The sequence below is a fragment of the Pseudomonas sp. No.21 genome, assembly GCF_054558415.1.
Window position 1 is genome coordinate 140,635 of the sequence record NZ_BAAJNO010000002.1, and the last position, 26,535, is coordinate 167,169.

General features: G+C 66.3%; 24 protein-coding genes and 2 tRNA genes. 11 read left to right on the plus strand and 15 right to left on the minus strand.

Annotation, left to right across the window (positions count from 1 at the left end):
- Positions 1-6: 6 nt before the first annotated feature.
- The 8 genes from ACYJSS_RS03405 to ACYJSS_RS03440 all read right to left on the minus strand — a co-directional run bounded on the left by ACYJSS_RS03405 (position 7) and on the right by ACYJSS_RS03440 (position 8,571).
- Positions 7-1,011 (minus strand): glycosyltransferase family 2 protein, encoded by a 1,005-nt coding sequence (locus ACYJSS_RS03405; RefSeq protein WP_111260759.1) that lies wholly within the window; start codon positions 1,009-1,011, stop codon positions 7-9.
- 204 nt (positions 1,012-1,215) lie between these two features.
- Positions 1,216-1,291 (minus strand) — tRNA-Thr (locus ACYJSS_RS03410).
- Positions 1,292-1,526: 235 nt separating this feature from the next.
- On the minus strand, positions 1,527-2,786 hold the full coding sequence (locus ACYJSS_RS03415; RefSeq protein WP_111260758.1) for a methyltransferase: 1,260 nt from the start codon (positions 2,784-2,786) through the stop codon (positions 1,527-1,529).
- A 69-nt stretch (positions 2,787-2,855) separates the two neighbouring features.
- A complete protein-coding gene (locus tag ACYJSS_RS03420) occupies positions 2,856-3,545 on the minus strand; it encodes an ABC transporter permease (protein WP_213626877.1) in 690 nt (229 codons plus the stop codon).
- Complete coding sequence (locus tag ACYJSS_RS03425; RefSeq protein WP_173170942.1) at positions 3,542-4,237, minus strand: ABC transporter permease; 696 nt, start codon at positions 4,235-4,237, stop codon at positions 3,542-3,544. Before ACYJSS_RS03425 ends, ACYJSS_RS03420 begins: the two co-directional genes overlap by 4 nt.
- A 56-nt stretch (positions 4,238-4,293) precedes the next feature.
- Positions 4,294-5,046 (minus strand): ABC transporter substrate-binding protein, encoded by a 753-nt coding sequence (locus ACYJSS_RS03430; RefSeq protein WP_021218649.1) that lies wholly within the window; start codon positions 5,044-5,046, stop codon positions 4,294-4,296.
- A 17-nt stretch (positions 5,047-5,063) separates the two neighbouring features.
- Entirely contained in the window at positions 5,064-5,837 is a 774-nt protein-coding gene (locus ACYJSS_RS03435) for an ABC transporter ATP-binding protein (RefSeq protein ID WP_111260755.1), read from the minus strand.
- A gap of 265 nt (positions 5,838-6,102) precedes the next feature.
- A complete protein-coding gene (locus ACYJSS_RS03440; protein ID WP_236204376.1) occupies positions 6,103-8,571 on the minus strand; it encodes an ATP-binding protein in 2,469 nt (822 codons plus the stop codon).
- 355 nt (positions 8,572-8,926) lie between these two features.
- On the opposite strand from ACYJSS_RS03440, the gene ACYJSS_RS03445 reads away from it, so the two are divergent.
- Genes ACYJSS_RS03445 through ACYJSS_RS03460 form a run of 4 tightly spaced genes read left to right on the plus strand, consistent with a single transcriptional unit; the run spans position 8,927 to position 15,002 of the window.
- On the plus strand, positions 8,927-12,427 hold the full coding sequence (locus ACYJSS_RS03445; protein ID WP_111260753.1) for a response regulator: 3,501 nt from the start codon (positions 8,927-8,929) through the stop codon (positions 12,425-12,427).
- Between the two features lies 1 nt (position 12,428).
- Complete coding sequence (locus ACYJSS_RS03450) at positions 12,429-13,247, plus strand: CheR family methyltransferase (RefSeq protein WP_111260752.1); 819 nt, start codon at positions 12,429-12,431, stop codon at positions 13,245-13,247.
- Positions 13,244-13,828 carry a chemotaxis protein CheB gene (locus tag ACYJSS_RS03455; RefSeq protein WP_111260751.1) on the plus strand — a complete coding sequence of 195 codons (585 nt, stop codon included), beginning with the start codon at positions 13,244-13,246 and terminating at the stop codon, positions 13,826-13,828. Before ACYJSS_RS03450 ends, ACYJSS_RS03455 begins: the two co-directional genes overlap by 4 nt.
- Positions 13,818-15,002, plus strand: a complete 1,185-nt coding sequence (locus ACYJSS_RS03460; RefSeq protein WP_459479288.1) for a hybrid sensor histidine kinase/response regulator — start codon at positions 13,818-13,820, stop codon at positions 15,000-15,002. The genes ACYJSS_RS03455 and ACYJSS_RS03460 overlap by 11 nt, the downstream gene beginning before the upstream one ends.
- A 6-nt stretch (positions 15,003-15,008) precedes the next feature.
- Here ACYJSS_RS03460 and ACYJSS_RS03465 read toward each other — a convergent pair whose 3' ends face one another.
- The 6 genes from ACYJSS_RS03465 to ACYJSS_RS03490 all read right to left on the minus strand — a co-directional run bounded on the left by ACYJSS_RS03465 (position 15,009) and on the right by ACYJSS_RS03490 (position 19,503).
- Entirely contained in the window at positions 15,009-15,137 is a 129-nt protein-coding gene (locus ACYJSS_RS03465; protein WP_256604778.1) for a hypothetical protein, read from the minus strand.
- 55 nt (positions 15,138-15,192) lie between these two features.
- A complete protein-coding gene (locus ACYJSS_RS03470; protein ID WP_111260749.1) occupies positions 15,193-15,642 on the minus strand; it encodes a lysozyme inhibitor LprI family protein in 450 nt (149 codons plus the stop codon).
- 149 nt (positions 15,643-15,791) lie between these two features.
- A tRNA-Phe gene (locus ACYJSS_RS03475) sits at positions 15,792-15,867 on the minus strand.
- Between the two features lie 77 nt (positions 15,868-15,944).
- Positions 15,945-16,217 carry an oxidative damage protection protein gene (locus ACYJSS_RS03480; RefSeq protein ID WP_111260748.1) on the minus strand — a complete coding sequence of 91 codons (273 nt, stop codon included), beginning with the start codon at positions 16,215-16,217 and terminating at the stop codon, positions 15,945-15,947.
- The gene (mutY, locus tag ACYJSS_RS03485) at positions 16,214-17,281 is read right to left on the minus strand and encodes an A/G-specific adenine glycosylase (RefSeq protein WP_111260747.1); all 1,068 of its coding nucleotides are present in this window, start codon (positions 17,279-17,281) and stop codon (positions 16,214-16,216) included. Before mutY ends, ACYJSS_RS03480 begins: the two co-directional genes overlap by 4 nt.
- Positions 17,278-19,503, minus strand: coding sequence for an AsmA family protein (locus tag ACYJSS_RS03490; RefSeq protein ID WP_236204373.1), 2,226 nt, complete (start codon positions 19,501-19,503; stop codon positions 17,278-17,280). The genes mutY and ACYJSS_RS03490 overlap by 4 nt, the downstream gene beginning before the upstream one ends.
- 213 nt (positions 19,504-19,716) lie before the next feature.
- On the opposite strand from ACYJSS_RS03490, the gene ACYJSS_RS03495 reads away from it, so the two are divergent.
- Positions 19,717-20,934 (plus strand): sterol desaturase family protein, encoded by a 1,218-nt coding sequence (locus ACYJSS_RS03495; RefSeq protein WP_236204372.1) that lies wholly within the window; start codon positions 19,717-19,719, stop codon positions 20,932-20,934.
- Between the two features lie 3 nt (positions 20,935-20,937).
- Here the strand turns inward: ACYJSS_RS03495 and ACYJSS_RS03500 are convergent, their stop codons facing one another.
- Positions 20,938-21,336: an acetyl-CoA sensor PanZ family protein gene (locus ACYJSS_RS03500; protein WP_111260744.1), complete on the minus strand. Its 399-nt coding sequence runs from the start codon at positions 21,334-21,336 to the stop codon at positions 20,938-20,940.
- A 160-nt stretch (positions 21,337-21,496) separates the two neighbouring features.
- Between ACYJSS_RS03500 and ACYJSS_RS03505 the strand changes: the two genes are divergently transcribed.
- The 6 genes from ACYJSS_RS03505 to hisF all read left to right on the plus strand — a co-directional run bounded on the left by ACYJSS_RS03505 (position 21,497) and on the right by hisF (position 26,495).
- The gene (locus ACYJSS_RS03505; RefSeq protein WP_111260743.1) at positions 21,497-23,152 is read left to right on the plus strand and encodes an OFA family MFS transporter; all 1,656 of its coding nucleotides are present in this window, start codon (positions 21,497-21,499) and stop codon (positions 23,150-23,152) included.
- Between the two features lie 151 nt (positions 23,153-23,303).
- A complete protein-coding gene (gene hisB, locus ACYJSS_RS03510) occupies positions 23,304-23,897 on the plus strand; it encodes an imidazoleglycerol-phosphate dehydratase HisB (protein WP_111260742.1) in 594 nt (197 codons plus the stop codon).
- Entirely contained in the window at positions 23,897-24,535 is a 639-nt protein-coding gene (hisH, locus tag ACYJSS_RS03515; protein WP_111260741.1) for an imidazole glycerol phosphate synthase subunit HisH, read from the plus strand. The genes hisB and hisH overlap by 1 nt, the downstream gene beginning before the upstream one ends.
- A gap of 3 nt (positions 24,536-24,538) precedes the next feature.
- Positions 24,539-24,799, plus strand: a complete 261-nt coding sequence (locus tag ACYJSS_RS03520) for a DUF2164 domain-containing protein (protein ID WP_111260740.1) — start codon at positions 24,539-24,541, stop codon at positions 24,797-24,799.
- Positions 24,800-24,894: 95 nt separating this feature from the next.
- The gene (hisA, locus tag ACYJSS_RS03525; protein ID WP_111260739.1) at positions 24,895-25,641 is read left to right on the plus strand and encodes a 1-(5-phosphoribosyl)-5-[(5-phosphoribosylamino)methylideneamino]imidazole-4-carboxamide isomerase; all 747 of its coding nucleotides are present in this window, start codon (positions 24,895-24,897) and stop codon (positions 25,639-25,641) included.
- 83 nt (positions 25,642-25,724) lie between these two features.
- Positions 25,725-26,495, plus strand: coding sequence for an imidazole glycerol phosphate synthase subunit HisF (gene hisF, locus ACYJSS_RS03530; protein ID WP_111260738.1), 771 nt, complete (start codon positions 25,725-25,727; stop codon positions 26,493-26,495).
- Positions 26,496-26,535 lie beyond the last annotated feature (40 nt).

The following is a 26,535-nucleotide window of genomic DNA, read 5'->3' on the forward strand; positions in this document are numbered from 1 at the left end:
AGCACCTCAGAAGCGTCGGCAGAGCAGGGCGAAGAGTATCCCCAGGTTGCCTAGCCGGGTCTGCCTGTGTATCCCGGCCGCCCGAAGCATCAGATAGCCCTTGATAGCGGACGAGCGTCGAGCCTTGCGGAATTGCATCAGCAACCGGCGGTTCTCATCGGTCAGAAGATGGGCGACTTCTCCGAGGTTACGAATGTTCGATTCGTTCCAGCACCGGAAGCGACCGTTCAGCACCATGGCGATCCGGACGGCTCGAGCACGCATGGAGGTATTGGCGCCTACGAGATTGGCTGAGTGCTGTCGGTAGCTGACCGTGGGATGGCAATCATAGATGACCTCGCCACCCGCCCCGCTCACCAGGAGATAGCTCCACCAGTCATGGGAGATGGGATTCAGTGCCTTGCCGGCTGCGCGCAGCACGTCCCGGGCTGCGCGGTTGAACACCATGGTGTTGCCTCCACCGATGTTCTGCACGAGCGCATTGGCGAAGCCCGGTGGTCTCTCGAACAGAGGGGAATGACCCAGTCGACTGCCGTCTTCGGCGATCAGGTAGGTCCGGCCGCAGTAAAGGGCGGGTATGGACGGGGGGATTGCTTTCAGGGATCGGAGCGCTACGGAAAGCTTGTCCGGGTGCCATCTGTCGTCCTGATCACACCAGGCGAAGTAGTCGCCATCGATGGACGTGTTATGCACCAGGGACAGGAAATTGCTTGCGAACCCGCGTTCCGGGCCTTTGAGGATGCAGAGCCGACTCTTGCCGATACGTTGCTGATACCTCGACAGAATTGAGCCTGTGGTGTCCGATGACGCGTCATCGGAGGCGAATATCTTCCAGTTCCGATGCTTCATGCCGATTATGGAGTCCAGCTGTTCGCCCAGGAAGCGCGAGCCCTGGAAGGTACAGAGGAGTATCGCCACTCTCGGCGAGGTACAGGCCAGACCCTGGACCGTGTGGTTTCGGCTTGCGGTATCCCGGGCCGCATATGTCTTGGGAGGTATTGTTGCGAGCATCCCTTCTCCTGCACCGGAGCGGGCCCCGGGTGGTTATTTACACAGGGCAGGGAGCATAAAGAGGATGACGTGCCGATGAACCAGGCTGATTCCCCGAGGGATTGGTGACTTCCTTCCTTCGGGTGAAGGAAAAATCCGAGCAAGGGTTTGCCAATTGGCGGACACAAAAAAGCCCCGCATCGCTGCGGGGCTTTTTTCATGTCTTGGTGCCGGCACCAGGAATCGAACCCGGGACCTACTGATTACAAGTCAGTTGCTCTACCAGCTGAGCTATACCGGCAAGGGGCGGCCATTATAGCGATTGGCTGGGCTGAGTAAACCACCTGATGGTGCTGCTCAGAATCAGAAGGCGTGTGCTTATGCACAAGTGTGAGGTTTTTGGCACGGGAGTACTCGCGATCTGTGATCTGGGTCGCGGAATGGCGTAACTGGCTGTTTTTCCGATGATTTATTTTTTGCTCAAAAAGCGATCAATTCTCAGCAGGCCTTGCCTGGGTGGGCGTTCGGGCAGTTGCTCATAAATCATCAACAAAGTTATCCACAGGTTCTGTGGGCAAATCGCTGCGCTCCGCGAGTAGCAGGAGGTTGCGGGGGGTGAGGCGGTGTTCGCAGAAGCGACCGGCCTGCACCCGGTAGCCGCGTTCCTGGAGGAACAGGGCGCGGTCGAGCAACAGCCAGACCTCCAGCGGGCGGCGGAAGAGGGCGCGCAGCAGTTCGAGGTTGCGCACCTGGGCCAGGCGTTCCCAGCCCTGGGCTTCCAGTCGATCCCAATCGCGTGAGGCGGGGGTGTCCAGGCCCTTCAATTCGGCGAGGTCGCGGCAGTAGCGCTCGAAGGATTTCTCCAGCCATCTCACCGGTAACGAGGGCGTGGGCAGGTAGTGGTCGATGCCGCGCTGTTCCCGCTGCAGCAGGTCGAAGGCCAGGCGCCTGGCCATGGACTGGTCGCGCTGGCGACGGACGCGGGCGCCGGCGGTGACGGTTTCGCTCTGCACCAGGCGCAGGTCGCGGCGGTCCGGTCGCAGGCTCGAGTCCTGCGCGGCGGCGGACAGGGGGCGGTACTGCGCCTCGTCGATGCGGTTGTAGCAGCAAGGGGCCACGGCCAGTTGTCCACAGCCCTGGTCGCTGGCCAGGTGCAGCAGGCGTACGTGCAGGTCGCCGCAGGCATGCAGGGCGATGGCGGTGTGTTCGGGGCGCAGCTGGTCGGCGGTGTTGCAGGCCATCACGTCCTGCAGGCGGTGCGACGCGTCGATCCCGAGCCGGTCGCTGAGTCGCTGGCCGTCTTCCACCAGCAGGGAGTCGAATTCCAGGCAGGTGAGCGCCGCATCAGGGTGGGCCAGGCTGCGCCCCAGGTGGCCCTTGCCGGCACACCAATCGAGCCAATGACGGGGCGCCCGGCTGAATCGCAGGCTGCCGGCGAAGGCCTGGATCTGCTGCCATTTGCGCCCGGGTACGTCGAGGCAGAGGGCGGGCGGCCACGTGCGCGCTGGGGCCGGGGCGAAGGCGCCGATCTCGGCCAGCTCGCGCGAGCGGCCGGCCAGCCCGGGGAAGGGCGCAGGGGCATCGGGCAGGTCCAGCAGACCGTGGCTGGCTTCCGCCTGTTCCAGGCTGCGGCTGCGAAGCCAGCGGGCGAGATCGGGCAGTTCGTCTTCCCAGCCCAGGTGCAGCTCGGTGAAGGGCTCCGGGTGCCACAACGGGTAGCCGTGGCTGAGGAACTCATCCAGCGCGGTGAAGCGTTCGAGCAGCAGGGGGCCCTGAAGGGGGGCGGGGCTTGGCATGGCGAGGGAGATGACGGCGATCGGGTGCGCAGTATAGCGCCGCCCCTCGTGACGAGGGGCGGCGGGCGGTCAGCGGCCCTGGCAGGCGTCGACGCGCAGCCAGCGTTCCAGCAGGCGGAAGCCGCGTACCAGCAGGAAGGCGATCACCAGGTAGAACATCCCGGCGGCGAAGAAGATTTCGACCGGCAGGTAGGTGCGGGCAATGATGGTGCGGGCCATGCCGGTGAGTTCCAGCAGGGTCACGGTGCTGGCCAGGGCGCTGGCCTTGAGCATCAGGATCACCTCGTTGCTGTAGGCCGGCAGGCCGATACGCGCGGCGCGGGGCAGCACGATGTGCACCAGGGTCTTGAACTGCGACATGCCCAGCGCCCGCGCGGCCTCGATCTCGCCCGGCGGGATGGCCTGGATGGCGCCGCGGATGATCTCGGCGATATAGGCCGCCGTGTGCAGGGTCATGGTGATGACCGCACACCAGAACGGGTCGCGCAGGTAGGGCCAGAGCGGGCCCTTGCGCACCAGGTCGAACTGGGCGAGGCCGTAGTAGACGAGGAACAGCTGTACCAGCAGCGGCGTGCCACGGAAGAAGAAGATGTAGCCGTAGGGCAGGGCGCGCACGTACCAGTGGCGCGAGGAGCGGGCGATGCCCATGGGCAGGGCGAGGATCAGCCCGGCGACCACGGCGATGGCCACCAGCTCCAGGGTCAGCAGCGCCCCGTCGAACAGGCGCGGCAGGTATTTGACGATCACGTCCCAGTTCATGCCGCGCTCCTCTTGAAGCCGCGTCCGGCGCGTTTTTCGAGCCAGTGCATGCCGATCATCGCGAGGATGGTCAGGCCCAGGTAGATGAAGGCCGCCACCATGTAGAAGGTGAAGGGCTCCTTGCTGGCGGTCACGGCGATCTGCGAGCGGCGCATGATTTCCTCGAGGCCGATCACCGAGACCAGCGCGGTGTCCTTCATCAGGATCATGAACAGGTTGCCCAGGCCCGGCAGGGCGATGCGCCACATCTGCGGCAGGATCAGGCGCCAGAGGATGCGCCCGTTGGACATCCCGAGCGCCAGGCCCGCCTCACGGTGCCCCTTGGGGATCGCCAGGATGGCCCCGCGGAACACCTCGGTGGCGTAGGCGCCGAAGCACAGGCCCAGGGCGATGGTGCCGGCGGCGAAGGCCGACAGCTCCAGGCCGGGCACGCCGATCTTCTCGCCGATGGCGCGCATGAGGTTCACGGTGCCGAAGTAGATCAGCAGCACCCAGAGCAGCTCGGGCACACCGCGTACCAGGGTGGAGTAGGTTCCGCCAAGCCACTGCAGCGGCTTTTTGGGGGAAGTCTTGGCCAGGGCGCCGAGCAGGCCCAGCACCAGACCGAGCGACAGCGCGCAGAGCGCCAGCTTGATGGTCATGAGGGTGCCGGCCGCCAGGGCGGGGCCGAATCCGTAGAGGTCGAGGTTCATCTGCAAGGCTACTGCTGGGGACCGGCGCCGCGTGGGCGGCGCCGGTCAGGCGGGCATCAATAGATGCTGAAGGGGAAGTACTTGTCGTTGATCTTCTTGTAGGTGCCGTCAGCGACGATTTCCTTCAGGGCCGCGTTCAGCTTCTCGCGCAGCGGGTCGCCCTTGCGCACGGCAATGGCGATCTTGTCGTTGTCGAACACCGGTTCGCCCTTGAATTCGAAGCCCTTGCCGGCATCGCTCTTGAGCCATTCCCAGTTGACGAACTTGTCGGCCAGCACGCCGTCGAGGCGACCGGAGGACAGGTCCAGGTAGGCGTTCTCCTGGGTGTCGTAGAGCTTGATGTCGACGACGTCGGCCATGTTGTCTTCGAGCCAGGTGCCGGCGATGGTGGCGCGCTGGGCACCGATGACCTTGCCTTTCAGGCTGGCCTTGTCGGTCTTGAAGTCAGCGTCCTTGGGAGCGATGAACTGCAGCTTGTTGGTGTAGTAGGCGTCGGTGAAGTCGACGGCCTGCTTGCGTTCCTCGGTGATCGACATGGAGGCGGCGAGGAAGTCGAATTTCTTGGCGTTCAGGGCCGGGATGATGCCGTCCCAGTCGGAGGTGACCACTTCGCACTCGGCCTTCATCTTGGCGCAGAGGGCCTGGGCGATCTCGACGTCGAAGCCGCCGACCTGGCCGCTGGCGTCGATCAGGTTGAAGGGCGGGTAGGCGCCTTCGGTGCCGATCTTGAGTTTGTCGGCGGCGACGGCGCTGGTCCCGAAGGCCAGGGTGGCGGCAGCGGCCAGCAGGATCTTCTTGTAGTTCTTCATGCGATGTTGCTCCGTGTTTAGCGATTGCTGGACATGAATTGTTTACAGCGCGCCGAGTTCGGGTTCTCGAACACCTGCTGGGGCGTCCCCTGCTCTTCGACCAGGCCCTGGTGGAGGAAGACCACCTCGCTGGAGACCTGGCGGGCGAAGTTCATCTCGTGGGTCACCAGCAGCATGGTCCGGCCCTCTTCGGCGAGCGCGCGGATCACGTTAAGCACTTCTTGTACCATCTCGGGGTCGAGCGCCGAGGTGGGTTCATCGAACAGGATCACTTTAGGCTGCATTGCCAGGGTGCGCGCGATCGCCGCGCGCTGTTGCTGGCCGCCGGAGAGCTGGGCGGGGTAGACGTGGCGCTTGTCGGCGATGCCGACCTTGGCCAGCAGGGCCTCGGCGATCTCGGTGGCTTCCGCCTTGCTCTGGCCGAGCACGCGGCGCGGCGCCTCGATGATGTTGTCGAGGACCGTCATGTGCGGCCACAGGTTGAAATTCTGGAATACGAAGCCGATCTCGCTGCGCAGGCGGTTGATCTGCCGGCTGTCGGCGGCGACCAGTTCGCCCGTGCGGGCGGCTTTGAGCTTGAGCTCTTCCCCGGCGACGATGATCTGGCCCTTGTGGGGGTTTTCCAGCAGGTTGATGCAACGCAGGAAGGTGGATTTTCCGGAACCGGAAGAGCCGAGGATGGAGATGACGTCGCCATCACGGGCGGTAAGGGAGATGCCCTTGAGCACTTCAAGATCGCCGTAGCGTTTGTGCAGGTTGCGGATTTCTAGCGCGGGCGTGGCCTCGGCCATGGGGGTTCCTCTTATTGTTCGGATGCGCTCCGGCTGCGATCGGCCTTCCTGGCGAAGGAGGCCAACCTAGCATAGGCCCCAAGGGGCGCCAAGGGCGGTACTGGCACCGCGCCGGCTCGCTTGTGGGGCTTGTCGCATGGATGCAGTCGATTGTCGCGCAGACGCAAGAAAAGACGGTTTTTGCCTGGGTTCGGCGCAAAGGCGGCGCACCCTACGCGCAAACCCCTGGCAATTCCAGTGCCAGGTAGCTCGTGCGCGGGGCGTATCAGCGGGCCTTGCCGCGTCCTTCCAGCAGGCTGGAGACCTTGTCGCGCAACTCGTCGATGGAGAAGGGCTTGGCGATCATGTCCATCTGGGTGGCCAGTTCGCTGCCATCGATGCTGACGATCTCGGCATAGCCGGTGGCGAACAGCACCCGCAGGCCCGGGCGCAGCTCTCGGGCCACCGCCGCCAGTTCCTGGCCGTTCATGCCGGGCAGGCCGATGTCGGTGAGCAGCAGGTCGATCTCGGTGTCGCTGCGCAGGATCGCCAGGGCCTGCTGGCCGTCGCAGGCCTCCAGCACCTGGTAGCCGAGCTCTTCCAGCACCTCGACCGTGAGCATGCGCACCACGTCGGCGTCTTCCACCACCAGTACGGTTTCGCGGCTGGCGGCTGCCGTGGGCGGCTCGATTGGGTTCTGTGTTTGTTCCGACAAAACGGGACCTCGCGGTAAAAGAAGACTGACACAGGTGCCTTGGCCGACGCTGCTCTGCAGGCGGATCTGGCCTCCGGTCTGTTTGACGAAGCCATATACCATGGACAGCCCCAGCCCGCTTCCCTGACCCAGTGGTTTCGTCGTGAAGAAGGGCTCGAAGGCGTGGCTCAGCACCTGCTCGTCCATGGCCCGCCCGGTGTCGCGGACCTCCAGCAGCAGATGGTCCGCGGCGGCGTCCTCGGCATCTCCCGAGGCAGCCTTCGGGGCGCTGGCGCGGATCAGCAGCCGGCCACCGTCGGGCATCGCCTCGCGGGCGTTGTCCACCAGGTGCTCCAGCGCCTTGCGCAGCTGCTCGGCGTCGCACAGCACGCTGGCGGGCAGCTCCTCCACCTGCAGCTCCAGCTCGACCGCGGGGCCGGCCCGTTCCGCCAGGCGCTGGCGATGCGCCGCGAGCAGGGTTTCCAGGCGTACCGGCTGGATGTCCAGGGCCTGCCGACGGGCGAAGGAAAGCAGGTTGTGGGTCAGCGCGGCGCCGCGCTCCGCCGAATCGGTGGCCGCGTCGATGAAGCGTTCCAGATCACGGCGCGTGTCGTCGGGCAGGCGCCGGCGGATCAGATCGAGGCCGACTCGGATGCCCGCCAGCAGGTTGTTGAAGTCGTGGGCGATGCCGCCGGTGAGTTGCCCGACCGCCTCCATGCGCTGGGCGTTGCGCAGCGCTTCTTCGGTGCGCTGGAGCACCTCGGCGGTGCGTTTTTCCTCGGTGATGTCGTGGCCGTTGCCGTACTGGATGTCGTTTTCCGGGGTGGCACTCCAGGACAGCCAGCGGTAGCTGCCGTCGCGGTGACGCAGGCGGTTCTCGAAGCGCCAGATGCGCTGCCCTTCGGCCAGCGCCTGACGGGTCTTGTCGGTGCTGGGGATATCGTCCGGGTGCTCCAGCCAATGTGTCGTGCGGCCCAGCAGTTCCTCCTCGCTCCAGCCCAGGGTGGCGGTCCAGGCCGGGTTGATGCTGAGCAGGCGCCCCTGCTGGTCGGCGACGCAGAGCAGGTCCTGGCTCAGGTTCCAGATGCGGTCGCGTTCCAGGGTGCGCAAGTGCAGGCGCTGGGCCTCCTCGGCGTGGCGGGCGCTGCGTTGCAGGTCGTTCGCCAGGCTGCCGGCGAGTTCGTCGAGGAAGGCGCTGTAGCGCTCATCCAGCTGCCGACGGGGGCTGATGCCGCAGACCAGGAAGCCCAGCGTCCTGGCTTCATCCTGCTGCTCCGGCAACGGCAGGATGCGGGCACGGGTCACCGCCTCCGGCCAGGGGGCGAGCGGCAGTGCCGTGGCGAGCGTGCAGTCCTGCGCAGGCATGCCGATCGACAGTGCCCAGGGCCCGTCGGCATCGCCCGGGTCGATTGTCGCCGGGGCCAGGGGGCTGTCCGCTTCGAGCCCGCAGCGCATGGCAAGCCGGGCGCTGCGACCGTCTCCGTCGAGGCGGTAGAGCAGGCAGAAGGGCAGGTCGGCGCCGGCCATGGCCAGCATCGTCTGGGCGATCTGGCAGGTTTCGTCGGGGCTGGTGGCGTTGCGGGTACTGTTGCGCAGGTCGCTGAGCAGGCGCGCGCGACGTTTCTCCAGCACCTGCGCGGTGGTTTCGATCACCGTGTTGAACAGCCCCACCGGGCGGCCGTCGGGGCCGAAGATCGGGCTGACGTTGTAGTTGAAGTAGCACTCCTCGACATAGCCGAAGCGCTGCATCGGCAACAGTCCGTCCTCGGTGTGCACGGCGATGCCGGTCTGCATGATGCCGTCGAACATCGGCTCGAGCGTGTCCCAGATGTCCGACCAGGCTTCCCGCGCCGGCCGGCCCAGGGCGGCGGGATGCTTGTCGCCGGGAATCGCGCTGTAGGCATCGTTGTAGAGCAGGTGGTAGTCCCGGCCCCAATAGATGCAGACAGGAAAGCGCGCATTGAGGCCGACGCCGAGGATCGACTTCAGGGGCGCCGACCAGCCCTCCAGGGGGCCCAGCGGCGTGGCGCTCCAGTCGTGGGCGCGTATCAGCGGAGCCATGGCCCCGCTGCTGGTGAGGAAGTCGCCCGCTGCCGCAGGCCCGGCACAAGGGTCCGGCGGCGTCGCCTGCATGGGTTGGAGGGGGCCGTGATGGCTGGCTTCCATGGCATTCATTCGAGGCGCATGCGCGCAATCCGGAACGGGATAACTTTGAAATTGGCGGCCGGAAAAAATTCCCTTTTTCTTGATGAACCTTTTTCCCGCTCCCCGTGTTCCAAGCGGAACCCTGGCACTTGGTGTCGATTGGCCATGTGACGAGGGTGATTGGTTAAAGGGAACGAGCGCATTACCATGCGAAACCCTTCGATATCCCCAATAGATCGGTGATTTTAGGCACCAGGCCAGGGAACCCCAGATGACTCACGAAAATTCCACCGACGAGAAGAGTTTCCGGCGCATTCTCGCCCGCAACGTCGCCCTTCCGCTGGGTGTCGGCGTGCTCGGGGCCATGCTCTTCGTCGCGCTGATTTCCTACCTGCTCTATGTGCTGAGCTGGGTCGAACACACCGATATCGTCATCAGCAACGCCAACGACGGCCTGCGCCTGTCCGTGGACCAAGAGTCGGGCCTGCGCGGCTACCTGATCTCCGGCAATGCCACCTTCCTGCAGCCCTACGAGCAGGCGCGCCCGCGCATCAAGGCGGCCATGACCGGCCTGCGCGAGATGGTCAAGGACAACCCGCCCCAGGTGGAGCGCGTGCGCACCATCGAAGCGCTGCAGGAGGAGTGGGACCGCTTCGCCAAGGAAATGATCGAGCGCAAGCGCAACGGCCTGGACGTGGTGGACACCGTCAGCGAGGGGCGCGGCAAGCAACTGGTCGATGGCATCCGCGAGCAGTACCGCATCTTCATCAACCTGGAGCGCCAGCTGCGCCACGAGCGCAACGAGAAGGCCAGCGATACGGCGATCCTCACCATCGTCCTCTACCTGCTCTTCAGCCTCAGCTTGAGTGGCCTGCTGGCCTATTTCGGGCGCCGCGAACTGCTCTCGCTGTCTTCGACCTACAGCGCCTCCCTGGAGCAGCAGCGGGCCCACAGCGAGCACCTGCAGCGCCAGGCCTGGCTGCGTGACGGCCAGGCGCGGCTCTCCGAACGCATCATCGGCCAGCAGACCCCGCCGGTGCTGGGGCGCAACATGCTGGAGTTCCTGGCCGGCTACCTCGACATGGCCGTGGGCGCGCTCTATGGGCGCGACGAGCATGGCGGCCTGCAGCGCGTTGCCTCCTATGGCTTCTCCCGCGAGCAGGAAGCACGCGAGCAGAACTTCGGCAGCGCCGAGACCCTGGTGGGCCAGGTGGCCATCGAGAAGCGCGCGCGCGTGCTCGATGCCCTGCCGGCGGGCTACATCAAGGTCAATTCCGGGCTGGGTGACGTCGAGCCGCAGTCCGTGCTGCTGGTGCCGACCTTCAGCGATGGCGAGGTCAATGGCGTCATCGAGCTGGGCTTCCTCAGGCGCCTGGAGCCCCGCGACTCCGCGCTGCTGGAAATGATCGCCAGCAACCTCGGCACCGCCCTCGAGGCGTCCCGCTACCGCCAGCGCCTGCAGGCGGTGCTGGAGGAGACCCAGCAGCTCAACGAAGAGCTGCAGGTGCAGCAGGAGGAGCTCAAGACCGCCAACGAGGAGCTGGAGGAACAGTCCCGCGTGCTGCGCGAGTCCCAGGCCCACCTGGAGACCCAGCAGGCCGAACTGGAGCAGACCAACGAGCGCCTCGGCGAGCAGGCCCAGGAAATGGCCGCCCAGCGCGACGACCTGGACGAGAAGAACAACGCGCTCAACCAGGCACGCCTGGAGCTGGAGGCCCGCGCCGAGGAGCTGCAGCGCGCCAGCCGCTACAAGTCCGAATTCCTCGCCAACATGTCCCACGAGCTGCGCACGCCGCTCAACAGCTCGCTGATCCTGGCCAGGCTGCTGGCGGACAACCAGGCGGGCAACCTCAACGAGGAGCAGATCAAGTTCGCCGAGTCCATCTACTCCGCCGGCAACGACCTGCTGAACCTGATCAACGACATCCTCGACATCTCCAAGGTCGAAGCCGGCAAGCTCGACGTGCGTGCCGAGAACTCCAACGTCCAGCGCCTGGTCGAGGGGCTGAAGGGGGTGTTCCAGCCGCTGGCCGACGAGAAACGCCTGGCCTTCCACCTGGAGATCGACGCCGACGCGCCGACCGTGCTCTACACCGACCGCCAGCGCGTCGAGCAGATCCTCAAGAACCTGCTCTCCAACGCCTTCAAGTTCACCGACCAGGGCGCCGTCGGCCTGCGTGTCAGCCGCGCCCAGGGCGGTATCGCCTTCGCCGTCAGCGACAGCGGCATCGGTATCCGCAGTGACCAGCTCGGGCCGATCTTCGAGGCCTTCCACCAGGCCGACGGCACCACCAACCGGCGCTTCGGCGGCACCGGCCTGGGGCTGTCCATTTCCCGTGATCTTGCCGAACTGCTCGGTGGCTCCATCCTGGTGTCCAGCGAGCCGGGCAAGGGCAGCCTGTTCACCCTGCTGCTGCCGGAAACCTACCAGCCCCTTGGCGAGGCCGAGGCCGGCCCCCTGGCGCTGGTCGAGCGCCCGCCGGTGGAACGCCAGGCTCCGCGCCTCGCCCCGCCGCCGGCCCCGGAGGCGCCCCGCGCCGAACCCATCCCCAGCTTCCCCGATGATCGCGGCCTGGCCGAGCTGGGCGGGCGCTGCGTGCTGGTGATCGAGGACGAGCCCAAGTTCGCGCAGATCCTCTACGACCTGGCCCATGAGCTGGGCTACCGCTGCCTGGTGGCCCACGGCGCCGACGAGGGCTACCAGTTGGCCGACGGTCATTCGCCGGACGCCATCCTCCTCGACATGCGCCTGCCGGACGAGTCCGGGCTCTCGGTGCTGCAGCGCCTGAAAGGCAACCCGCGCACCCGCCACATTCCCGTGCACGTCATTTCGGTGGAGGACCTCAGCGAGGCGGCCCTGCACCTGGGCGCCATCGGCTACGCGGTGAAGCCCACCACCCGTGAGCAGCTCAAGGATGTGTTCGGCAAGCTGGAAGCCAAGCTCACGCAGAAGGTCAAGCGCGTGCTGCTGGTGGAGGACGACGCCCTGCAGCGCGACAGCATCGCCCGCCTGATCGGCGACGAGGATATCGAGATCACCGCCGTCGAGTTCGGCGAGCAGGCCCTCGAGCTGCTGCGCAACACGCTGTTCGACTGCATGATCATCGACCTCAAGCTGCCGGACATGCAGGGCAACGACCTGCTCAAGCGCATGGGCAGCGAGGACATCTGCTCCTTCCCGCCGGTCATCGTCTACACCGGGCGCAACCTCACCCGCGACGAAGAAGCCGAGCTGATGAAGTACTCGCGCTCTATCATCATCAAGGGCGCGCGCTCGCCCGAGCGGCTGCTGGACGAGGTCACGCTGTTCCTGCACAAGGTCGAGTCGGAGCTCTCCAGCGAGCGGCAGAAGATGCTCAAGACCGCACGCAGCCGCGACAAGGTGTTCGAGGAGCGACGCATCCTCCTGGTGGACGACGACGTACGCAACATCTTCGCCCTCACCAGTGCCCTGGAGCAGAAGGGCGCGCGCGTGGAGATCGCCCGCAACGGTCGCGAGGCCATCGACAAGCTCAACGAGGTGGCCGACATCGACCTGGTGCTGATGGACGTGATGATGCCGGAGATGGACGGCTACGAGGCCACGCGCCTGATCCGCCAGGACGCACGCTGGGCCAAGCTGCCGATCATCGCCGTCACCGCCAAGGCGATGAAGGACGACCAGGACCTGTGCATGAAGGCCGGCGCCAACGACTACCTGGCCAAGCCCATCGACCTGGATCGGCTGTTCTCGCTGATCCGCGTCTGGCTGCCGAAGCTGGAGCGCATCTGAGATGTCCGAACGCACCCAGGAAATCGAGCTGCGCCTGCTGATCGAGGCGATCTACCTGAAGTACAGCTACGACTTCCGCGACTATTCGGGCGCGTCCCTCAAGCGTCGCGTGCTCTACGCCCTGCGCCAGTTCGACTGCGCCACCATCTCGGCGCTGCAGGAACGCATCATCCACGACGCCCAGGCATTCCACGAGCTGCTGCAGTACCTGACGATCCCGGTCAGCGAGATGTTCCGCGACCCCTCCTACTTCCTCGCGCTGCGCCAGGAAGTGGTGCCCATCCTGCGCACCTACCCCTCCATCAAGGTGTGGATCGCCGGCTGCAGCACCGGCGAGGAGGTGCATTCCCTGGCCATCCTCCTGCACGAGGAGGGGCTGCTGGAGCGCACCCTGATCTACGCCACCGACATCAACCCGCAGTCCCTGGAGAAGGCCCGTCGCGGCATCTATTCCCTCGACGACATGCGCCAGTACAGCGAGAACTATCGCAAGGCGGGTGGGCGCGGGTCGCTGTCGGATTACTACACTGCGGCATACGACGGCGCGCTGTTCGACAAGTCGCTGCGGGAGAACGTCACCTTCGCCGACCACAGCCTGGCGACCGATGCGGTGTTCTCCGAGACCCAGCTGATCTCCTGCCGCAACGTGCTGATCTATTTCAACAAGCAGCTGCAGGACCGGGCCCTGGGCCTGTTCCACGAATCGCTCTGCCACCGGGGCTTCCTCGGCCTGGGTAGCAAGGAGAGCCTGGATTTCTCCGCCTACTCCAGCCGCTTCGAAGCGCTCAACCGCCAGGAAAGGGTGTTCCGCAAACTATGAACGCGCAGAGGCGTGACGCAGTGGTGGTCGGGGCCTCCGCCGGTGGCGTGGAGGCGTTGCTGACGGTGTTCAGCGGGCTGCCCGCCGGCTACGGCCTGCCCCTGGTCTGCGTGCTGCACCTGCCGGAATCCCGTGACAGCCTGTTGGCCGACCTGTTCGGCCGGCGCCTGGCACTGCGCGTCAAGGAGGCCCAGGACAAGGAGGACCTGAGCCCCGGTACGCTGTACTTCGCACCCCCCGGCTATCACCTGTCGATCGAGAGTGACCACAGCTTTTCCCTGAGCCGCGAGGAGCCGCTGCATTATTCGCGGCCCTCGATCGACGTGCTGTTCGAGTCGGCTGCGGACAGCTACCGGGAGCGCCTGGTGGGCGTGCTGCTCACCGGTGCCAACCAGGACGGTGCCGCCGGGCTCGCCGCGATCAAGCGCGCCGGCGGCCTGAGCATCGTCCAGGACCCGGCCGAGGCGCAGGTGCCGACCATGCCCGAATCCGCCCTGGCGACCCACGTGCCCGACTACATTCTTCCGTTGCGCGGCATTCGCGCACTCCTGGCCCAACTGGACCCCTCCCATGCCGACTAGCCAAACGAGCAAGCTGCTGATCGTCGACGATCTGCCGGAAAACCTTCTGGCGCTGGAGGCGTTGATCAAGGGCGAGGGGCGCGAGGTGTACAAGGCGGGCTCCGCCGACGAGGCGCTGGCGCTGCTGCTGGAGCACGAATTCGCCCTGGCCATCCTCGACGTGCAGATGCCGGGCATGAACGGCTTCGAGCTGGCCGAGCTGATGCGCGGGACGGAAAAGACCAAGCACATCCCCATCGTCTTCGTCAGCGCCGCCGGGCGCGAGCTCAACTACGCCTTCAAGGGCTACGAGAGCGGCGCGGTGGATTTCCTCTACAAGCCGCTGGACAACCACGCGGTGCGCAGCAAGGTGGCGGTGTTCGTCGAGCTGCACCGCCAGCGCAAGCTCATGGCCTGCCAGCTGGAGGCCCTGGAGCAGGGCCGCCGCGAGCAGGACGCCCTGCTGGCCGAGCTGCGTGCCACCCAGGCCGAGCTGCAGCGCGCGGTGCAGATGCGCGACGACTTCATGTCCATCGTTTCCCACGAGCTGCGCACGCCGCTCAACGGCCTGATCCTCGACACCCAGCTGCGCCAGATGTACCTGGCCAAGGGCAACTCGGCGATCTTCACCGAGGACAAGCTCAAGGCCATGTTCGATCGCGACGAGCGCCAGATCCGGAGCCTGATCCGCCTGGTCGAGGACATGCTCGACGTCTCGCGCATCCGTACCGGCAAACTCTCCATCCGTCCCGAACGCACCGAACTGGGGCGGCTGGTTCGCAACGTCACCGAGAACTTCGAGCAGCAGATGCAGAGCGCCGGCTGCGAGCTCGCCCTGGAAGTGGAGGGCGAGCTGCATGGCGTCTGGGATGCCTTCCGCATCGAGCAGGTGATCAGCAACCTGCTGAGCAACGCCCTGCGCTACGGGCCGGGCAAGCCGGTACGGGTGCGGGTGCGGGCGGACGCGGGCGAGGCCTGGGTGGACGTGATCGACCGGGGTGTGGGCATCTCGCCGGCCGACCAGCGCCGTATCTTCCAGCAGTTCGAGCGGGTCAACGGCTCGGAGAAGATCGCCGGCCTCGGGCTCGGCCTGTACATCTCCGAGCAGATCGTGGCGGCCCACGGCGGTCGCATCGACGTCACCAGCGAGAAGGGCGAGGGCGCCACCTTCAGCCTGGTGCTGCCCCTGGGCTGAGGCCCTTCACTCCACCTGCGACTCGTCCGGGTCCCGCGGCTGCTCGCCATCGTCGCGGTCCGGGTCGACGGGTTCGGGGTCGCGTCCGGGTTTCTGCGGGTCCTTGTCCACGGGCAGGTCGTCTTTTCCGGTCATGGGGCACCTCCTGGGGTCATGCTGTTTCGAGCTGGAGGGCTCCTCGGGCGTTCAACTAGAAATCAAAGGCAGGCGCTGCATCCGGCCGTCCATGGCCGCACCGGGCCTCGCCGAGAGGACGAGTGGCATGGCGCAGGGTGCAGGATGCGGCGGCGTCTTCATTGATCCTGCGCAGGCGCTGTTCGCTGGCGTCGCGCAGGCAGTCTTGGAAATGCGCCTCCCCCAGGGGCGTGTCGCGGACATTCCGGGTCCGGATCTCGCAGCGTTGCGCGCGTGTCTCCAGCCAGGCCTTGAACTGCTTCCGATGAAGCGCCCTCTGTTGCGTGCCCTCCCTGGCCAGCAACTGGTCATGCCGGGCCTGGAGACGGTCGTCGACCCTTTGGCGGAGTTCGTATGCACAATCGTTGGTCTCCGCTGCCGAGCCGCGCTCCATGCACGGCGAGGGCGTAGCGGCCCAGGCGAACAGGGGGGTGAGGCCAAGGAGCAGGAGGAGGGGGGCGCGCATGAGATGGCCTGACTACGGTTAGTACAGGCCTCAGAGTGTCGAGGTATGGGCGAGTTCCGGACACCGAATCGCAGGCAACAAAAAACCCGCACTAGGCGGGTTTTTCGTTTGCTTTCAGCTGATGCCGGCACCACCTGAAAGCTTGAAGGTGGTGCCCAGGGACGGAATCGAACCGCCGACACGGGGATTTTCAATCCCCTGCTCTACCAACTGAGCTACCTGGGCAACGGGGCGCTATTAAACGGATTTCATCGGGGGTCGTCAAGCGTGTTTCGAAAAAAATTTTCAGCCTTTACGGGCGCTTACGCGCTCGGGGGGACGTAGCCGTCCGCCTTGGCGTATTCCTCGCCGGAGAAGAACTTGTCCATCTCGGCCTGGAGGAACTTGCGGTCCTCGGCGTTCATCATGTTCAGGCGACGCTCGTTGATCAGCAGGGTTTGGTGCTTCTGCCATTCGTCCCAGGCCTTCTTCGAGACGTTGTTGAAGATATCCTCGCCCTTGGCACCGGGGTAGGGCGGGCGGTCGAGGCCGGGCAGCTCTTCGTTGTACTTGCGGCACTTGACGGTGCGGGTCATGGCTTTTCTCCTGCATTCAATACATCGGCCGCGCGCTTGAGCAGCTTCTTCACCGGGGCGGCGAGGCCCAGGCGCGGCGGGGTGGCGAGGTTATACCAGAGCCAGTCGGCATCGGCCACGACGCCTTGGTCGCCCTCCACATGCACCAGCCAGGGTTCGATGGCCAGCTGGAAGTGGCTGAAGGTGTGGGTCAGCTCCGGCAGCGCCTCGCGCTCGCCCAGGCGCAGGGCGTGCTGGCTGGCGATGGGTTCGAGGGCGGCCAGGTCGTCCAGCTCCGGCAGGCTCCAGAGCCCGCCCCAGAGCCCGGTAGAGGGGCGGCGGTAGAGCAGGATGGCGCCTTCGCGGTTGGCCAGGATGGGCATCAGCGTGCGCTTCTGCGGCAGTTCCTTGCGCGGCTTGGGGATCGGGTAGCGGATCTCCAGGCCGAGCAGGTGCGCCTGGCAGCCGCTCTGCAGCGGGCACAGCAGGCAACTGGGCTTGCTGCGGGTGCAGAGGGTGGCGCCCAGGTCCATCATCGCCTGGGTGTAGTTGTTCACGCGTTCGTGGGGCAGGAAGCGCTCGGCGACCGCCCACAGCTGCCTGGCGACCTTGGGCTCGCCCGGGTAGCCCTCCTGGGCGACGTAGCGGGCCAGTACGCGCTTGACGTTGCCGTCGAGGATCGGCGCGCGCAGGCCCATGGACAGGCTGGCGATGGCGCCGGCGGTGGAGCGGCCGATGCCGGGCAGCTCGGCGAGCTGCTCGACATCGCGGGGGAACTCGCCGCCGTGGCGTTCCATGACGATCTTGGCGGTCTTCTGCAGGTTGCGCGCACGGGTGTAGTAGCCCAGGCCGGTCCACAGGTGCAGCACCTCGTCCTCGGGGGCCTCGGCCAGGTCGCGCACGGTGGGCAGGGCTGCCATGAAGCGGTCGAAGTAGCCGAGCACGGTGCTGACCTGGGTCTGCTGCAGCATGATTTCGGAAACCCAGACGCGGTACGGGGTGATGCCCAGCTGCCAGGGCAGGTCATGGCGGCCGTGGCGGTCGTACCAGTCGAGGACGGCGCTGGAGAACTGCTCGGGGCTCATCGCTTGAACAACCCCTTGAGTGCGTCCTTGAGTTCCGGGCTGACCTTGTCGCCGAGCTTCTCTTCGAGCTTCTCGCTGATCTTGTCGCCGGCCAGCCTGGCGGCGATCTTGCCCATGCCGTCCTTGTCCAGGCGGCAGGCCTTGGCGCCGATCTCCAGCGGGCCACGGCAGTGCAGCGGCCATTCGATGCCGACATAGCGCTTGTTCACCTGGCAGGCCGGATCGGGCATCTCGCCCTTGTCGCCCTCGATGACGATGCCGATGCGGTAGTCGAGGCCGAGCACGCGCAGGTCCACATCACCGTTGCCGCTCAGCGACAGGCCGGGGATGCGCGCCTTGAGGTCGGGGTTGCTGGCCACGCCGTTGTTGAACACCAGGCTGCCCTGCAGCTGCTCGAAGGGGGTCTCCTTGCCGCTGTAGGTGGTGGTGAGGGCCTTGCGGTTGAGCGTGGCGATGCCCTGGCACAGTTGCTGTTCGAGGTTGGCGTCGAGCAGCGCGCCGTCGTTCAGGACGAAGCTGGCGGTGCCGTTGAGGCCGTCGACCCAGGCCTTCTGGCTGTTGCCGCTGGTGCGGATGTCGGCGCTGAGGTCGAGGGCGCCGCGTACCGGGGGCTTCTGTTCCAGGGCGGTGAGGATCTTCTCCACCGGGATGTGGTTGATGCGCTTCTGCGCGGTCAGCAGCGGCACCGGCGGGCGTACGTCGAGGCTGGCCTTGGCCTCGAAGTCGCCGCCGTAGAGGGCGCCACGCAGCTGTTCCAGTTCGACCAGGCCGCCCTTGCCGCGGGCCTTGAGGCGGGCGTCGCCCAGGGGCAGCTTGTCGACGGTCAACTGGCCGAAGGCGAGGTCGGCTTCCAGGTCGAGCTTGCGCAGGGTCTCCAGCGGCAGCACCGGTTCCTGGCTCCAGGCCTGCTGGGTGGGCTTGTCGGGCAGCGGCGTGGTGCCGGCCTGGCCGGCAGCGGCGACGGCGCCTTGCACTTCGGCCTGGCGCGCGCTGGTGTCCTTGTCCTTCTTCTGCGGCGGCAGGTAGCGGTCGAGGTCGAGCTTGTCGCCCTTGAGCTGCACGCGCAGGGCCTCTTTGTCGAGGTCGGCGATGGCCAGGCGGCCGTTGAAGGTGCTGTCGTCCAGCTTCAGGTTGAGCTGTTCCAGGGCGAGGCTGCCGGGCGTACCGGCCAGCTTGGCGGCCATTTCGAATTTCTTCAGGGTGCCGGCGTCCTGCATGGCAGGCAGTTCGACGCCGAGCCCGGTGAGGAACTCGCGCAAATCGAGCTGGGCGATGGACAGGCCGCCTTCCAGGCGTGGGGTCTTGTCGAGGTCGTGGACCTTGAGCTCGCCGAGGGCGCGCAGCTGGTTGGCGGAGAGCTTCAGGCCGTTCCACTCGGCGACGTTGGCGGCGAGGTCGGCCAGCAGCTGGCCCTGGGCGTTGAAGGTGAGGGTCTTGCCCTTGAGCGGCTCGCCCGAGGCTTCACCGCTGAGCCTGGCGTCTTCGAGCTGGTAGCGCTTGAGGGCGCGGTCGAAGCGCAGGTTGGCGGCCAGTTCGGTCTTGGCGCGCATCAGCGGCTGGTTGCTGCCGAAGAAAGCGGTGAGCTTGAACGGGATGCTGGCGGCTTCGCGGATGGCGCCGGTGGTCAGCTCGATGCTTTCTGCGCTGTACTGCTTGCCGGTCTTGGCATCGGTGTAGTCGACGCGGGCGTTGTTCACGGTGAGGCTGTCGATGTCCAGCTTCAGCGGGCGCGCCGGCGCGCTGTCGGGCTGCTGGGCCGGGGCATCGCCCGGGGTGCCCGGCTCGGTGGCGTCGGTGGGCGCGGCCTGGGTAGCCTGGGCCGGGCGGCCGATGTCTTCCCAGTTGCCGTGGCCCTTCTCGTCACGCACCAGGGTCAGGTTGAGGCCCTCGATGCGGATGTCGCTCATCTGCACTTCCTTGCGCAGCAGCGGCAGCACGCGCACGGAGAGGCCGAGCATGGCCAGGTCTGCGAAGGGTTTGTCGGGGGTGGCGGCGCTGGCCAGGGTGGTGTCGTGCAGTTCCAGGCCCAGCCAGGGGAACAGGCTCCAGCCGATGTCGCCCTTGAGGTCGAGTTCCAGGTTGGCCTTGTCGCGGGCGATCTGGCGGATCTCGTCCTTGTAGTCGTTAGGGTCGAACAGGTGGGTCAGGGCGAAGCCCAGCGCCACGACGATCAGCAACAGTCCGAGGAGGAGTAGGCCCAGGAGTTTGCCGATGGATTTCATGGACGAGTCCTTGTGGTGGATGCAGTTGGATTGAGGGCGCCGAGTATAGCGCCCGTGAGGTCAGGTGTTTGGATGATGAAATCGCCCGGCGGTTCACCGGCTGCCCGGCGGATCTGGCGCGCGTCGCACCGCCGTTTGGCGCGAGCGGCCGGGAAGGGCGGCGTGGCGCTGATCTAGTCTGGCCGCCACCGGTATGACAATGACGAGGTGCCCATGAACGTGGCGGTGCTGGCCTTCCCCCTCTACATCCTGCTGATGCTGCTGGAGCTCGCCTACGAGCGGTATTCCGGTCGCTCCACCTACCGCCTGGCGGACGCCGCCACCAGCATCAACACCGCCGTGCTGCGGGTGCTGCTGGAAGGTCCGCTGCGCCTGCTGCTGGTGCTGCCCTATGCCTGGCTCTACGAACACGGGCGGCTGCTGGAGCTGGATGCGGCCTCGCCCTGGGTCTGGCTCGGCGGCTTCGTCGCGGTGGATTTCTGCTTCTACTGGGCCCACCGCACCCTGCATCGCTACAACCTGCTGTGGGGCGCGCACCAGCCGCACCATTCCAGCGAGGACTTCAACCTGTCCACCGCGCTGCGCAAGGGGGCCTTCCAGACCGCCTTCGACTGGCCCTTCTACCTGCCCCTGGCGCTGCTCGGGCTGCCGTTGCCACTGTTTCTGGTGCTGCTGGGCGTGCAGCTCACCTATCAGTTCTGGATCCACAGCCAGCACGTAGGGCGCCTTGGCTGGCTGGAGAAGGTGTTGGTGACGCCTTCGCTGCACCGCGTGCATCACGGGCAGAACGATTGCTACATCGATCGCAACCACGGTGGTGTGTTCATCCTCTGGGACAAGCTGTTCGGCACTTTCACCGAGGAGCGCGAGCCGGTGATCTATGGCGTGACCACGCCGGTGCGCACCTTCGACCCGATCCGCCTGCAGTTCAGCTGGTGGCGGCTGCTCTGGGCCGACGCCCGGGCGACCCGCTCCTGGTGGGACAGGCTGCGCCTGTGGTGGATGCCTACCGGCTGGCGCCCGGCGGATGTGCGCGAGCGGCCCTGGCCGGCGATGACCGAGGAGCGTTTCGAGGCCAACTACCCCCGGCAGCTGGTGGCCTACGCCTTCGTGCAGTTCCTGCTGATCAACCTGCTGGCGCTGGGTTTTCTCGCCAGCGTGCGCCGCGCGGCGGTGTGGGAGCCCTGGCTGTTGGTGGTGGCGATCCTTGCGGGCTGCCTGAGCCTGGGGGTGCTGTTCGAGGGGCGCGGCACCCTCTGGAGAGTCGAGGCGCTGCGCCTGGTGGCGATGGCCGGCCTCGCGCTGGGCTGGAGCGTCTGGCTGGCGCCGGGGCTGTGGTGGCTGGGGCTGGTGCTGGTGGGGGTGTGCCTGGGCAGCCTGGCCTGGCTGGTGCTGCTGGGCCGCACGGCGCAGGGGGCCGCGACGGCCTGAGGCTTAGAAGCCGACGAGCGGCAGGTGGGTGCGGGCGGCCAGCGCTTGGCTTTCCAGGTGGTCGGCGGGGGCTGCCAGCTGCAGCTCGCAGCCGGCTTCACGGGCCATGCGCCGGGCTTCGTCGAGCAGGCGCCCGGCCACGCCACGCTGGCGGGTGATGGCACGCACGCAGAGGTGCGAGAGCTGCCAGTGCTTTTCGCCACGGCGCAGCAGGGCTGCACCGAGCAGGCGATCGTTGAAGCGGCCGGTGATCAGGCTGCCTTCGGCCAGCGCGGATGTGACCAGGTGCTCAGTCCCGGCAAAAGGTGCGAACAGCCAATCGGGGGCGTCGGCATAGATGCGGGCGAGGTCGTTCCTGTCCTGGTCGCTGATCGTGCTGGGGGTTTCGACGATGACGGGCATGCGAGTCCTTATTGAGGCGCGGGCGGTGAGGACGGGATAATACGCGACGCAATGCCGCAGTCTCGTGGGACTTGCGGTTTTGCGCGTGGCCCGTGCTTGGGGAGCAACCAGTTCGGTACGGGCCGCCCACCTGCGTGCACCTATAAAGGATAAATAATCAATGAGCAGTACCTTGAGTCCGGGCAGCGACGCCCGGCCGGCGTTCCTGTCGAAGGAACGGACGGTGGCCCGACAGGGCTTCAACCGCTGGCTGGTTCCGCCGGCGGCCCTCGCCATCCACCTGTGCATCGGCATGGCCTACGGTTTCTCCGTGTTCTGGCTGCCCCTGTCCAAGGCCATCGGCATCACCGCGCCGGTCGCCTGTGCCCCCGAGCTGGGCTTCTTCGCCCAGGTCTTCGCCAGCGATTGCGACTGGCAGATCTCGATGCTCGGCTGGATCTACACCCTGTTCTTCATCTTCCTCGGCTGCTCGGCCGCCGTCTGGGGCGGCTGGCTGGAACATGCCGGGCCGCGCAAGGCGGGCCTGGTCTCGGCCTTCTGCTGGTGCGGCGGCCTGCTGATCGCGGCGTTCGGCGTCTATATCCACCAGATCTGGCTGATGTGGGTGGGCCTGGGCGTGATCGGCGGCATCGGCCTCGGTCTCGGCTACATCTCGCCGGTCTCGACCCTGATCAAGTGGTTCCCGGACAAGCGCGGCATGGCCACCGGCATGGCGATCATGGGCTTCGGCGGTGGCGCGATGGTCGGTGCGCCCCTGGCTGCCGAGCTGATGAACCACTTCGCCAGCGCTGAAAGCGTCGGCGTCTGGCAGAGCTTCGTGGTCATGGCGGCGATCTACTTCGTCTTCATGGTCGGTGGCGCCCTGGCCTACCGCGTACCGCCGACCGGCTGGAAGCCCAAGGGCTGGACCGCACCGGTGAAGCGCGTCAACAACGCGATGATCACCAAGGGCCACGTCCACGTGAACACCGCCTGGAAGACCCCGCAGTTCTGGCTGGTCTGGGCCGTGCTGTGCCTCAACGTCTCCGCCGGCATCGGCATCATCGGCATGGCCTCCCCGCTGCTGCAGGAAGTCTTCGCCGGCAAGCTGATCGGCAACCACCTGAGCTTCAACCAGCTCGATGCCGCGCAGCTGGCGCAAATCGCCGCCATCGCCGCGGGCTTCACCGGCCTGCTGAGCCTGTTCAACATCGGTGGCCGCTTCTTCTGGGCGTCCTTCTCCGACCTGATCGGGCGCAAGGCGACCTACTTCGTGTTCTTCGCCCTCGGCTTCGTGCTCTACGCGCTGGTGCCCTGGACCGGTCACCTGGGCAGCGTCGCGTTCTTCGTGTTCTGCTTCTGCCTGATCCTGTCCATGTACGGCGGCGGCTTCGCCACCGTGCCGGCCTACCTGGCGGACCTGTTCGGCACCCAGATGGTCGGTGCCATCCACGGACGCCTGCTGACCGCCTGGGCCTTCGCCGGCATCCTCGGCCCGGTGCTGGTGAACTACATCCGCGAATACCAGCTGAGCATCGGCGTCGAGCGCGCCGCCGCGTACGACATCACCCTGTACATCCTCGCCGGCCTGCTGGTGCTGGGCTTCATCTGCAACATGCTGGTGCGCCCGGTGGATCCGAAGTACTTCATGACCGACGCCGAACTGGCCGCCGAGCGTGCCATCGGCCATGACGCCAGCAAGGAAGCCGCGGACCTCGAGTGGGCGGCCGATCCGTCCAGCAAGCCGCTGGTGATCGCCGCCTGGCTGGCCGTGGGCCTGCCGCTGGCATGGGGCGTGTGGATCACCCTGCAGAAGACAGCTGCGCTGTTCAGCTGAGTGCCACGCCTTTGAATCGCCGGGGCCGACAGCATGTCGGCCCCGAGCGTTTCAGCCCTCCTGCAGTCCTCCCGCCGATCGGCTTCAAGCCCGTCGCATTCTCGGCCTATAATGTCGCCCCTTTTGCCCAATGATTTTTGCGGAGCTGGTGATGGCCGAACGTAAGGCATCCGTCGAACGCAACACCCTGGAGACCCAGATCAAGGTCTCGATCAACCTGGATGGCACTGGCAAGGCGCGCTTCGACATCGGCGTGCCCTTCCTCGAGCACATGCTCGACCAGATCGCCCGCCATGGGCTGATCGACCTGGACATCGAGTGCAAGGGTGATCTGCATATCGACGACCACCACACCGTCGAAGACGTCGGTATCACCCTCGGCCAGGCCTTCGCCCAGGCCATCGGCGACAAGAAGGGCGTCGTCCGCTACGGCCACTCCTACGTGCCGCTGGACGAAGCGCTGTCGCGCGTGGTGATCGACTTCTCCGGTCGCCCCGGCCTGCAGATGCACGTGCCCTTCACCCGCGCCGTGGTCGGTGGCTTCGACGTGGACCTGTTCCAGGAGTTCTTCCAGGGCTTCGTCAACCACGCCCTGGTGACCCTGCACATCGACAACCTGCGTGGCCACAACACCCACCACCAGATCGAGACCGTGTTCAAGGCCTTCGGCCGCGCGCTGCGCATGGCCATCGAGCTCGACCCGCGCATGGCCGGCCAGATGCCTTCCACCAAGGGCGTGCTCTGATGCAGACGGTCGCTGTCATCGATTACGGCATGGGCAACCTGCACTCGGTTGCCAAGGCCCTGGAACACGTGGGCGCCGGGCGGGTGATGGTCACCAGCGACGCCAACGTCATCCGCGAGGCCGATCGCGTGGTCTTCCCCGGCGTGGGGGCGATCCGCGACTGCATGGCCGAGATCCGCCGCCTGGGCTTCGACGAACTGGTGCGCGAAGTGAGCAGGGACCGTCCCTTCCTCGGCATCTGCGTCGGCATGCAGGCGCTGCTGGAGCACAGCGAGGAGAACGGCGGGGTCGACTGCATCGGCCTGTTCCCCGGCAAGGTGCGCTTCTTCGGCAAGGGCATGGTTGAGGATGGCGAGCACCTGAAGGTGCCGCACATGGGCTGGAACGAGGTGGCCCGTACCCTCGACCACCCGCTGTGGCACGGCATTCCCGACCACGGCCGCTTCTACTTCGTGCACAGCTACTACATCGAGGCCGGCAACCCCCGCCAGGTGGCCGGTCGCGGCCACTACGGCAAGGATTTCGCCGCCGCGCTGGCCGAAGGCTCGCGCTTCGCCGTGCAGTTCCACCCGGAGAAGAGCCACACCAACGGCCTGCAGCTGCTGCAGAACTTCGCCGCCTGGGATGGCCGCTGGTAAGCCATGAGCCGCGCGAAGAAAGCCCCCGTCCTGCAACTCGATGCCGCCCAGACGCAAGGCGCCGTGCTGGCGATCAAGCGCTTCATGGCCGAGCGCTTCGAGCTGGAGCTGGGCTCGTTCGAGGCCGAGGAAGTACTGGATTTCTTCGCCCGGGAATTCGCCCCGACCTTCTATAACAAGGCGATCTTCGACGTGCAGGCGCACCTGAAAGACAGGTTCGAGAGCATCGAGAGCGACCTGTGGGCGCTCGAGAAAGGTAACTGAGGGCGACGAGTCCCAAGCTGCAAGAGAAACCAATGCGCCTGCTTGCAGCTTGAGGCTCGCAACTTGCCGCTCTTTTAGACGTTAGGAAAAAAGACATGCTGATTATTCCCGCAATCGATCTGAAGGACGGTGCCTGCGTGCGCTTGCGCCAGGGCCGCATGGAAGATTCCACGGTGTTCTCCGACGACCCGGTGAGCATGGCCGCCAAATGGGTGGAGGGTGGCTGCCGCCGCCTGCACCTGGTGGACCTGAACGGTGCCTTCGAAGGCCAGCCGGTGAACGGCGAGGTGGTCACCGCCATTGCCAGGCGCTACCCGAACCTGCCGATCCAGATCGGCGGCGGCATCCGCTCCCTGGAAACCATCGAGCACTACGTCAAGGCCGGTGTCAGCTACGTGATCATCGGCACCAAGGCGGTGAAGCAGCCGGAATTCGTCACCGAGGCGTGCAAGGCCTTCCCGGGCAAGGTCATCGTCGGCCTGGACGCCAAGGACGGCTTCGTCGCCACCGACGGCTGGGCCGAGGTCAGCACCGTGCAGGCCGTGGACCTGGCCCGTCGCTTCGAGGCCGACGGCGTCTCCGCCATCGTCTACACCGACATCGCCAAGGACGGGATGATGCAGGGCTGCAACGTCGAGGCCACCGCGGCCCTGGCCGCTGCCAGCCGCATCCCGGTGATCGCCTCCGGCGGCATCCACAACCTGGGTGACATCGAGAAGCTGCTGGCCGCCAAGGCCCCCGGCATCATCGGCGCCATCACCGGCCGCGCCATCTACGAAGGCACCCTGGACGTCGCCGAGGCCCAGGCCTTCTGCGATGCAGCGACAAGCGGCAAGCGATAAGCGACACGTAACGGCGCTGCTGGTCCTGGCCCGCTCCTGAAGCGCGCCGCTTGCAGCCTGCAGCTGTTTTTCGGAGAAAAAGCATGGCCCTGGCTAAACGCATCATCCCCTGCCTCGACGTGGACAACGGCCGCGTGGTCAAGGGCGTGAAGTTCGAGAACATCCGCGATGCCGGTGATCCGGTGGAGATCGCCCGTCGCTACGACGAGCAGGGCGCGGACGAGATCACCTTCCTCGACATCACCGCCAGCGTCGATGGCCGCGACACCACCCTGCACACGGTGGAACGCATGGCCAGCCAGGTGTTCATCCCGCTGACCGTGGGCGGCGGCGTGCGCACCGTGCAGGACATCCGCAACCTGCTCAACGCCGGTGCCGACAAGGTCTCCATCAACACCGCCGCGGTGTTCAACCCGGAGTTCGTCGGCGAGGCCGCCGCGCGCTTCGGTTCCCAGTGCATCGTGGTCGCCATCGACGCGAAGAAGGTTTCCGCACCCGGGGAAACGCCGCGCTGGGAAATTTTCACCCACGGCGGGCGCAAGCCCACCGGCCTGGATGCCGTGGCCTGGTCGAAGAAGATGGAAGAGCTGGGTGCCGGCGAGATCCTCCTGACCAGCATGGACCAGGACGGCGTGAAGAGCGGCTATGACCTGGGCGTCACCCGGGCCATCAGCGAAACCGTCGGCATCCCGGTGATCGCCTCCGGTGGCGTGGGCAATCTGGAGCACCTGGCGGCCGGCATCCTCGAAGGCAAGGCCGACGCGGTGCTGGCGGCGAGCATCTTCCACTTCGGCGAATTCACCGTGCCGGAGGCCAAGGCCTATCTCGCAAGTCGCGGCATCGTCGTGCGTTGAGCACGATTCTTGCCTTTAATTGAGCTTCGGCTGCAACCGT

Bases quoted from the DNA above. Each gene is read 5' to 3' on its own strand.
- ACYJSS_RS03405 (WP_111260759.1), bottom strand. From the start codon at position 1,011: ATGCTCGCAACAATACCTCCCAAGACATATGCGGCCCGGGATACCGCA.
- ACYJSS_RS03415 (WP_111260758.1), bottom strand. From the start codon at position 2,786: ATGCCAAGCCCCGCCCCCCTTCAGGGCCCCCTGCTGCTCGAACGCTTC.
- ACYJSS_RS03420 (WP_213626877.1), bottom strand. From the start codon at position 3,545: ATGAACTGGGACGTGATCGTCAAATACCTGCCGCGCCTGTTCGACGGG.
- ACYJSS_RS03425 (WP_173170942.1), bottom strand. From the start codon at position 4,237: ATGAACCTCGACCTCTACGGATTCGGCCCCGCCCTGGCGGCCGGCACC.
- ACYJSS_RS03430 (WP_021218649.1), bottom strand. From the start codon at position 5,046: ATGAAGAACTACAAGAAGATCCTGCTGGCCGCTGCCGCCACCCTGGCC.
- ACYJSS_RS03435 (WP_111260755.1), bottom strand. From the start codon at position 5,837: ATGGCCGAGGCCACGCCCGCGCTAGAAATCCGCAACCTGCACAAACGC.
- ACYJSS_RS03440 (WP_236204376.1), bottom strand. From the start codon at position 8,571: ATGGCTCCGCTGATACGCGCCCACGACTGGAGCGCCACGCCGCTGGGC.
- ACYJSS_RS03445 (WP_111260753.1), top strand. From the start codon at position 8,927: ATGACTCACGAAAATTCCACCGACGAGAAGAGTTTCCGGCGCATTCTC.
- ACYJSS_RS03450 (WP_111260752.1), top strand. From the start codon at position 12,429: ATGTCCGAACGCACCCAGGAAATCGAGCTGCGCCTGCTGATCGAGGCG.
- ACYJSS_RS03455 (WP_111260751.1), top strand. From the start codon at position 13,244: ATGAACGCGCAGAGGCGTGACGCAGTGGTGGTCGGGGCCTCCGCCGGT.
- ACYJSS_RS03460 (WP_459479288.1), top strand. From the start codon at position 13,818: ATGCCGACTAGCCAAACGAGCAAGCTGCTGATCGTCGACGATCTGCCG.
- ACYJSS_RS03465 (WP_256604778.1), bottom strand. From the start codon at position 15,137: ATGACCGGAAAAGACGACCTGCCCGTGGACAAGGACCCGCAGAAACCC.
- ACYJSS_RS03470 (WP_111260749.1), bottom strand. From the start codon at position 15,642: ATGCGCGCCCCCCTCCTCCTGCTCCTTGGCCTCACCCCCCTGTTCGCC.
- ACYJSS_RS03480 (WP_111260748.1), bottom strand. From the start codon at position 16,217: ATGACCCGCACCGTCAAGTGCCGCAAGTACAACGAAGAGCTGCCCGGC.
- mutY (WP_111260747.1), bottom strand. From the start codon at position 17,281: ATGAGCCCCGAGCAGTTCTCCAGCGCCGTCCTCGACTGGTACGACCGC.
- ACYJSS_RS03490 (WP_236204373.1), bottom strand. From the start codon at position 19,503: ATGAAATCCATCGGCAAACTCCTGGGCCTACTCCTCCTCGGACTGTTG.
- ACYJSS_RS03495 (WP_236204372.1), top strand. From the start codon at position 19,717: ATGAACGTGGCGGTGCTGGCCTTCCCCCTCTACATCCTGCTGATGCTG.
- ACYJSS_RS03500 (WP_111260744.1), bottom strand. From the start codon at position 21,336: ATGCCCGTCATCGTCGAAACCCCCAGCACGATCAGCGACCAGGACAGG.
- ACYJSS_RS03505 (WP_111260743.1), top strand. From the start codon at position 21,497: ATGAGCAGTACCTTGAGTCCGGGCAGCGACGCCCGGCCGGCGTTCCTG.
- hisB (WP_111260742.1), top strand. From the start codon at position 23,304: ATGGCCGAACGTAAGGCATCCGTCGAACGCAACACCCTGGAGACCCAG.
- hisH (WP_111260741.1), top strand. From the start codon at position 23,897: ATGCAGACGGTCGCTGTCATCGATTACGGCATGGGCAACCTGCACTCG.
- ACYJSS_RS03520 (WP_111260740.1), top strand. From the start codon at position 24,539: ATGAGCCGCGCGAAGAAAGCCCCCGTCCTGCAACTCGATGCCGCCCAG.
- hisA (WP_111260739.1), top strand. From the start codon at position 24,895: ATGCTGATTATTCCCGCAATCGATCTGAAGGACGGTGCCTGCGTGCGC.
- hisF (WP_111260738.1), top strand. From the start codon at position 25,725: ATGGCCCTGGCTAAACGCATCATCCCCTGCCTCGACGTGGACAACGGC.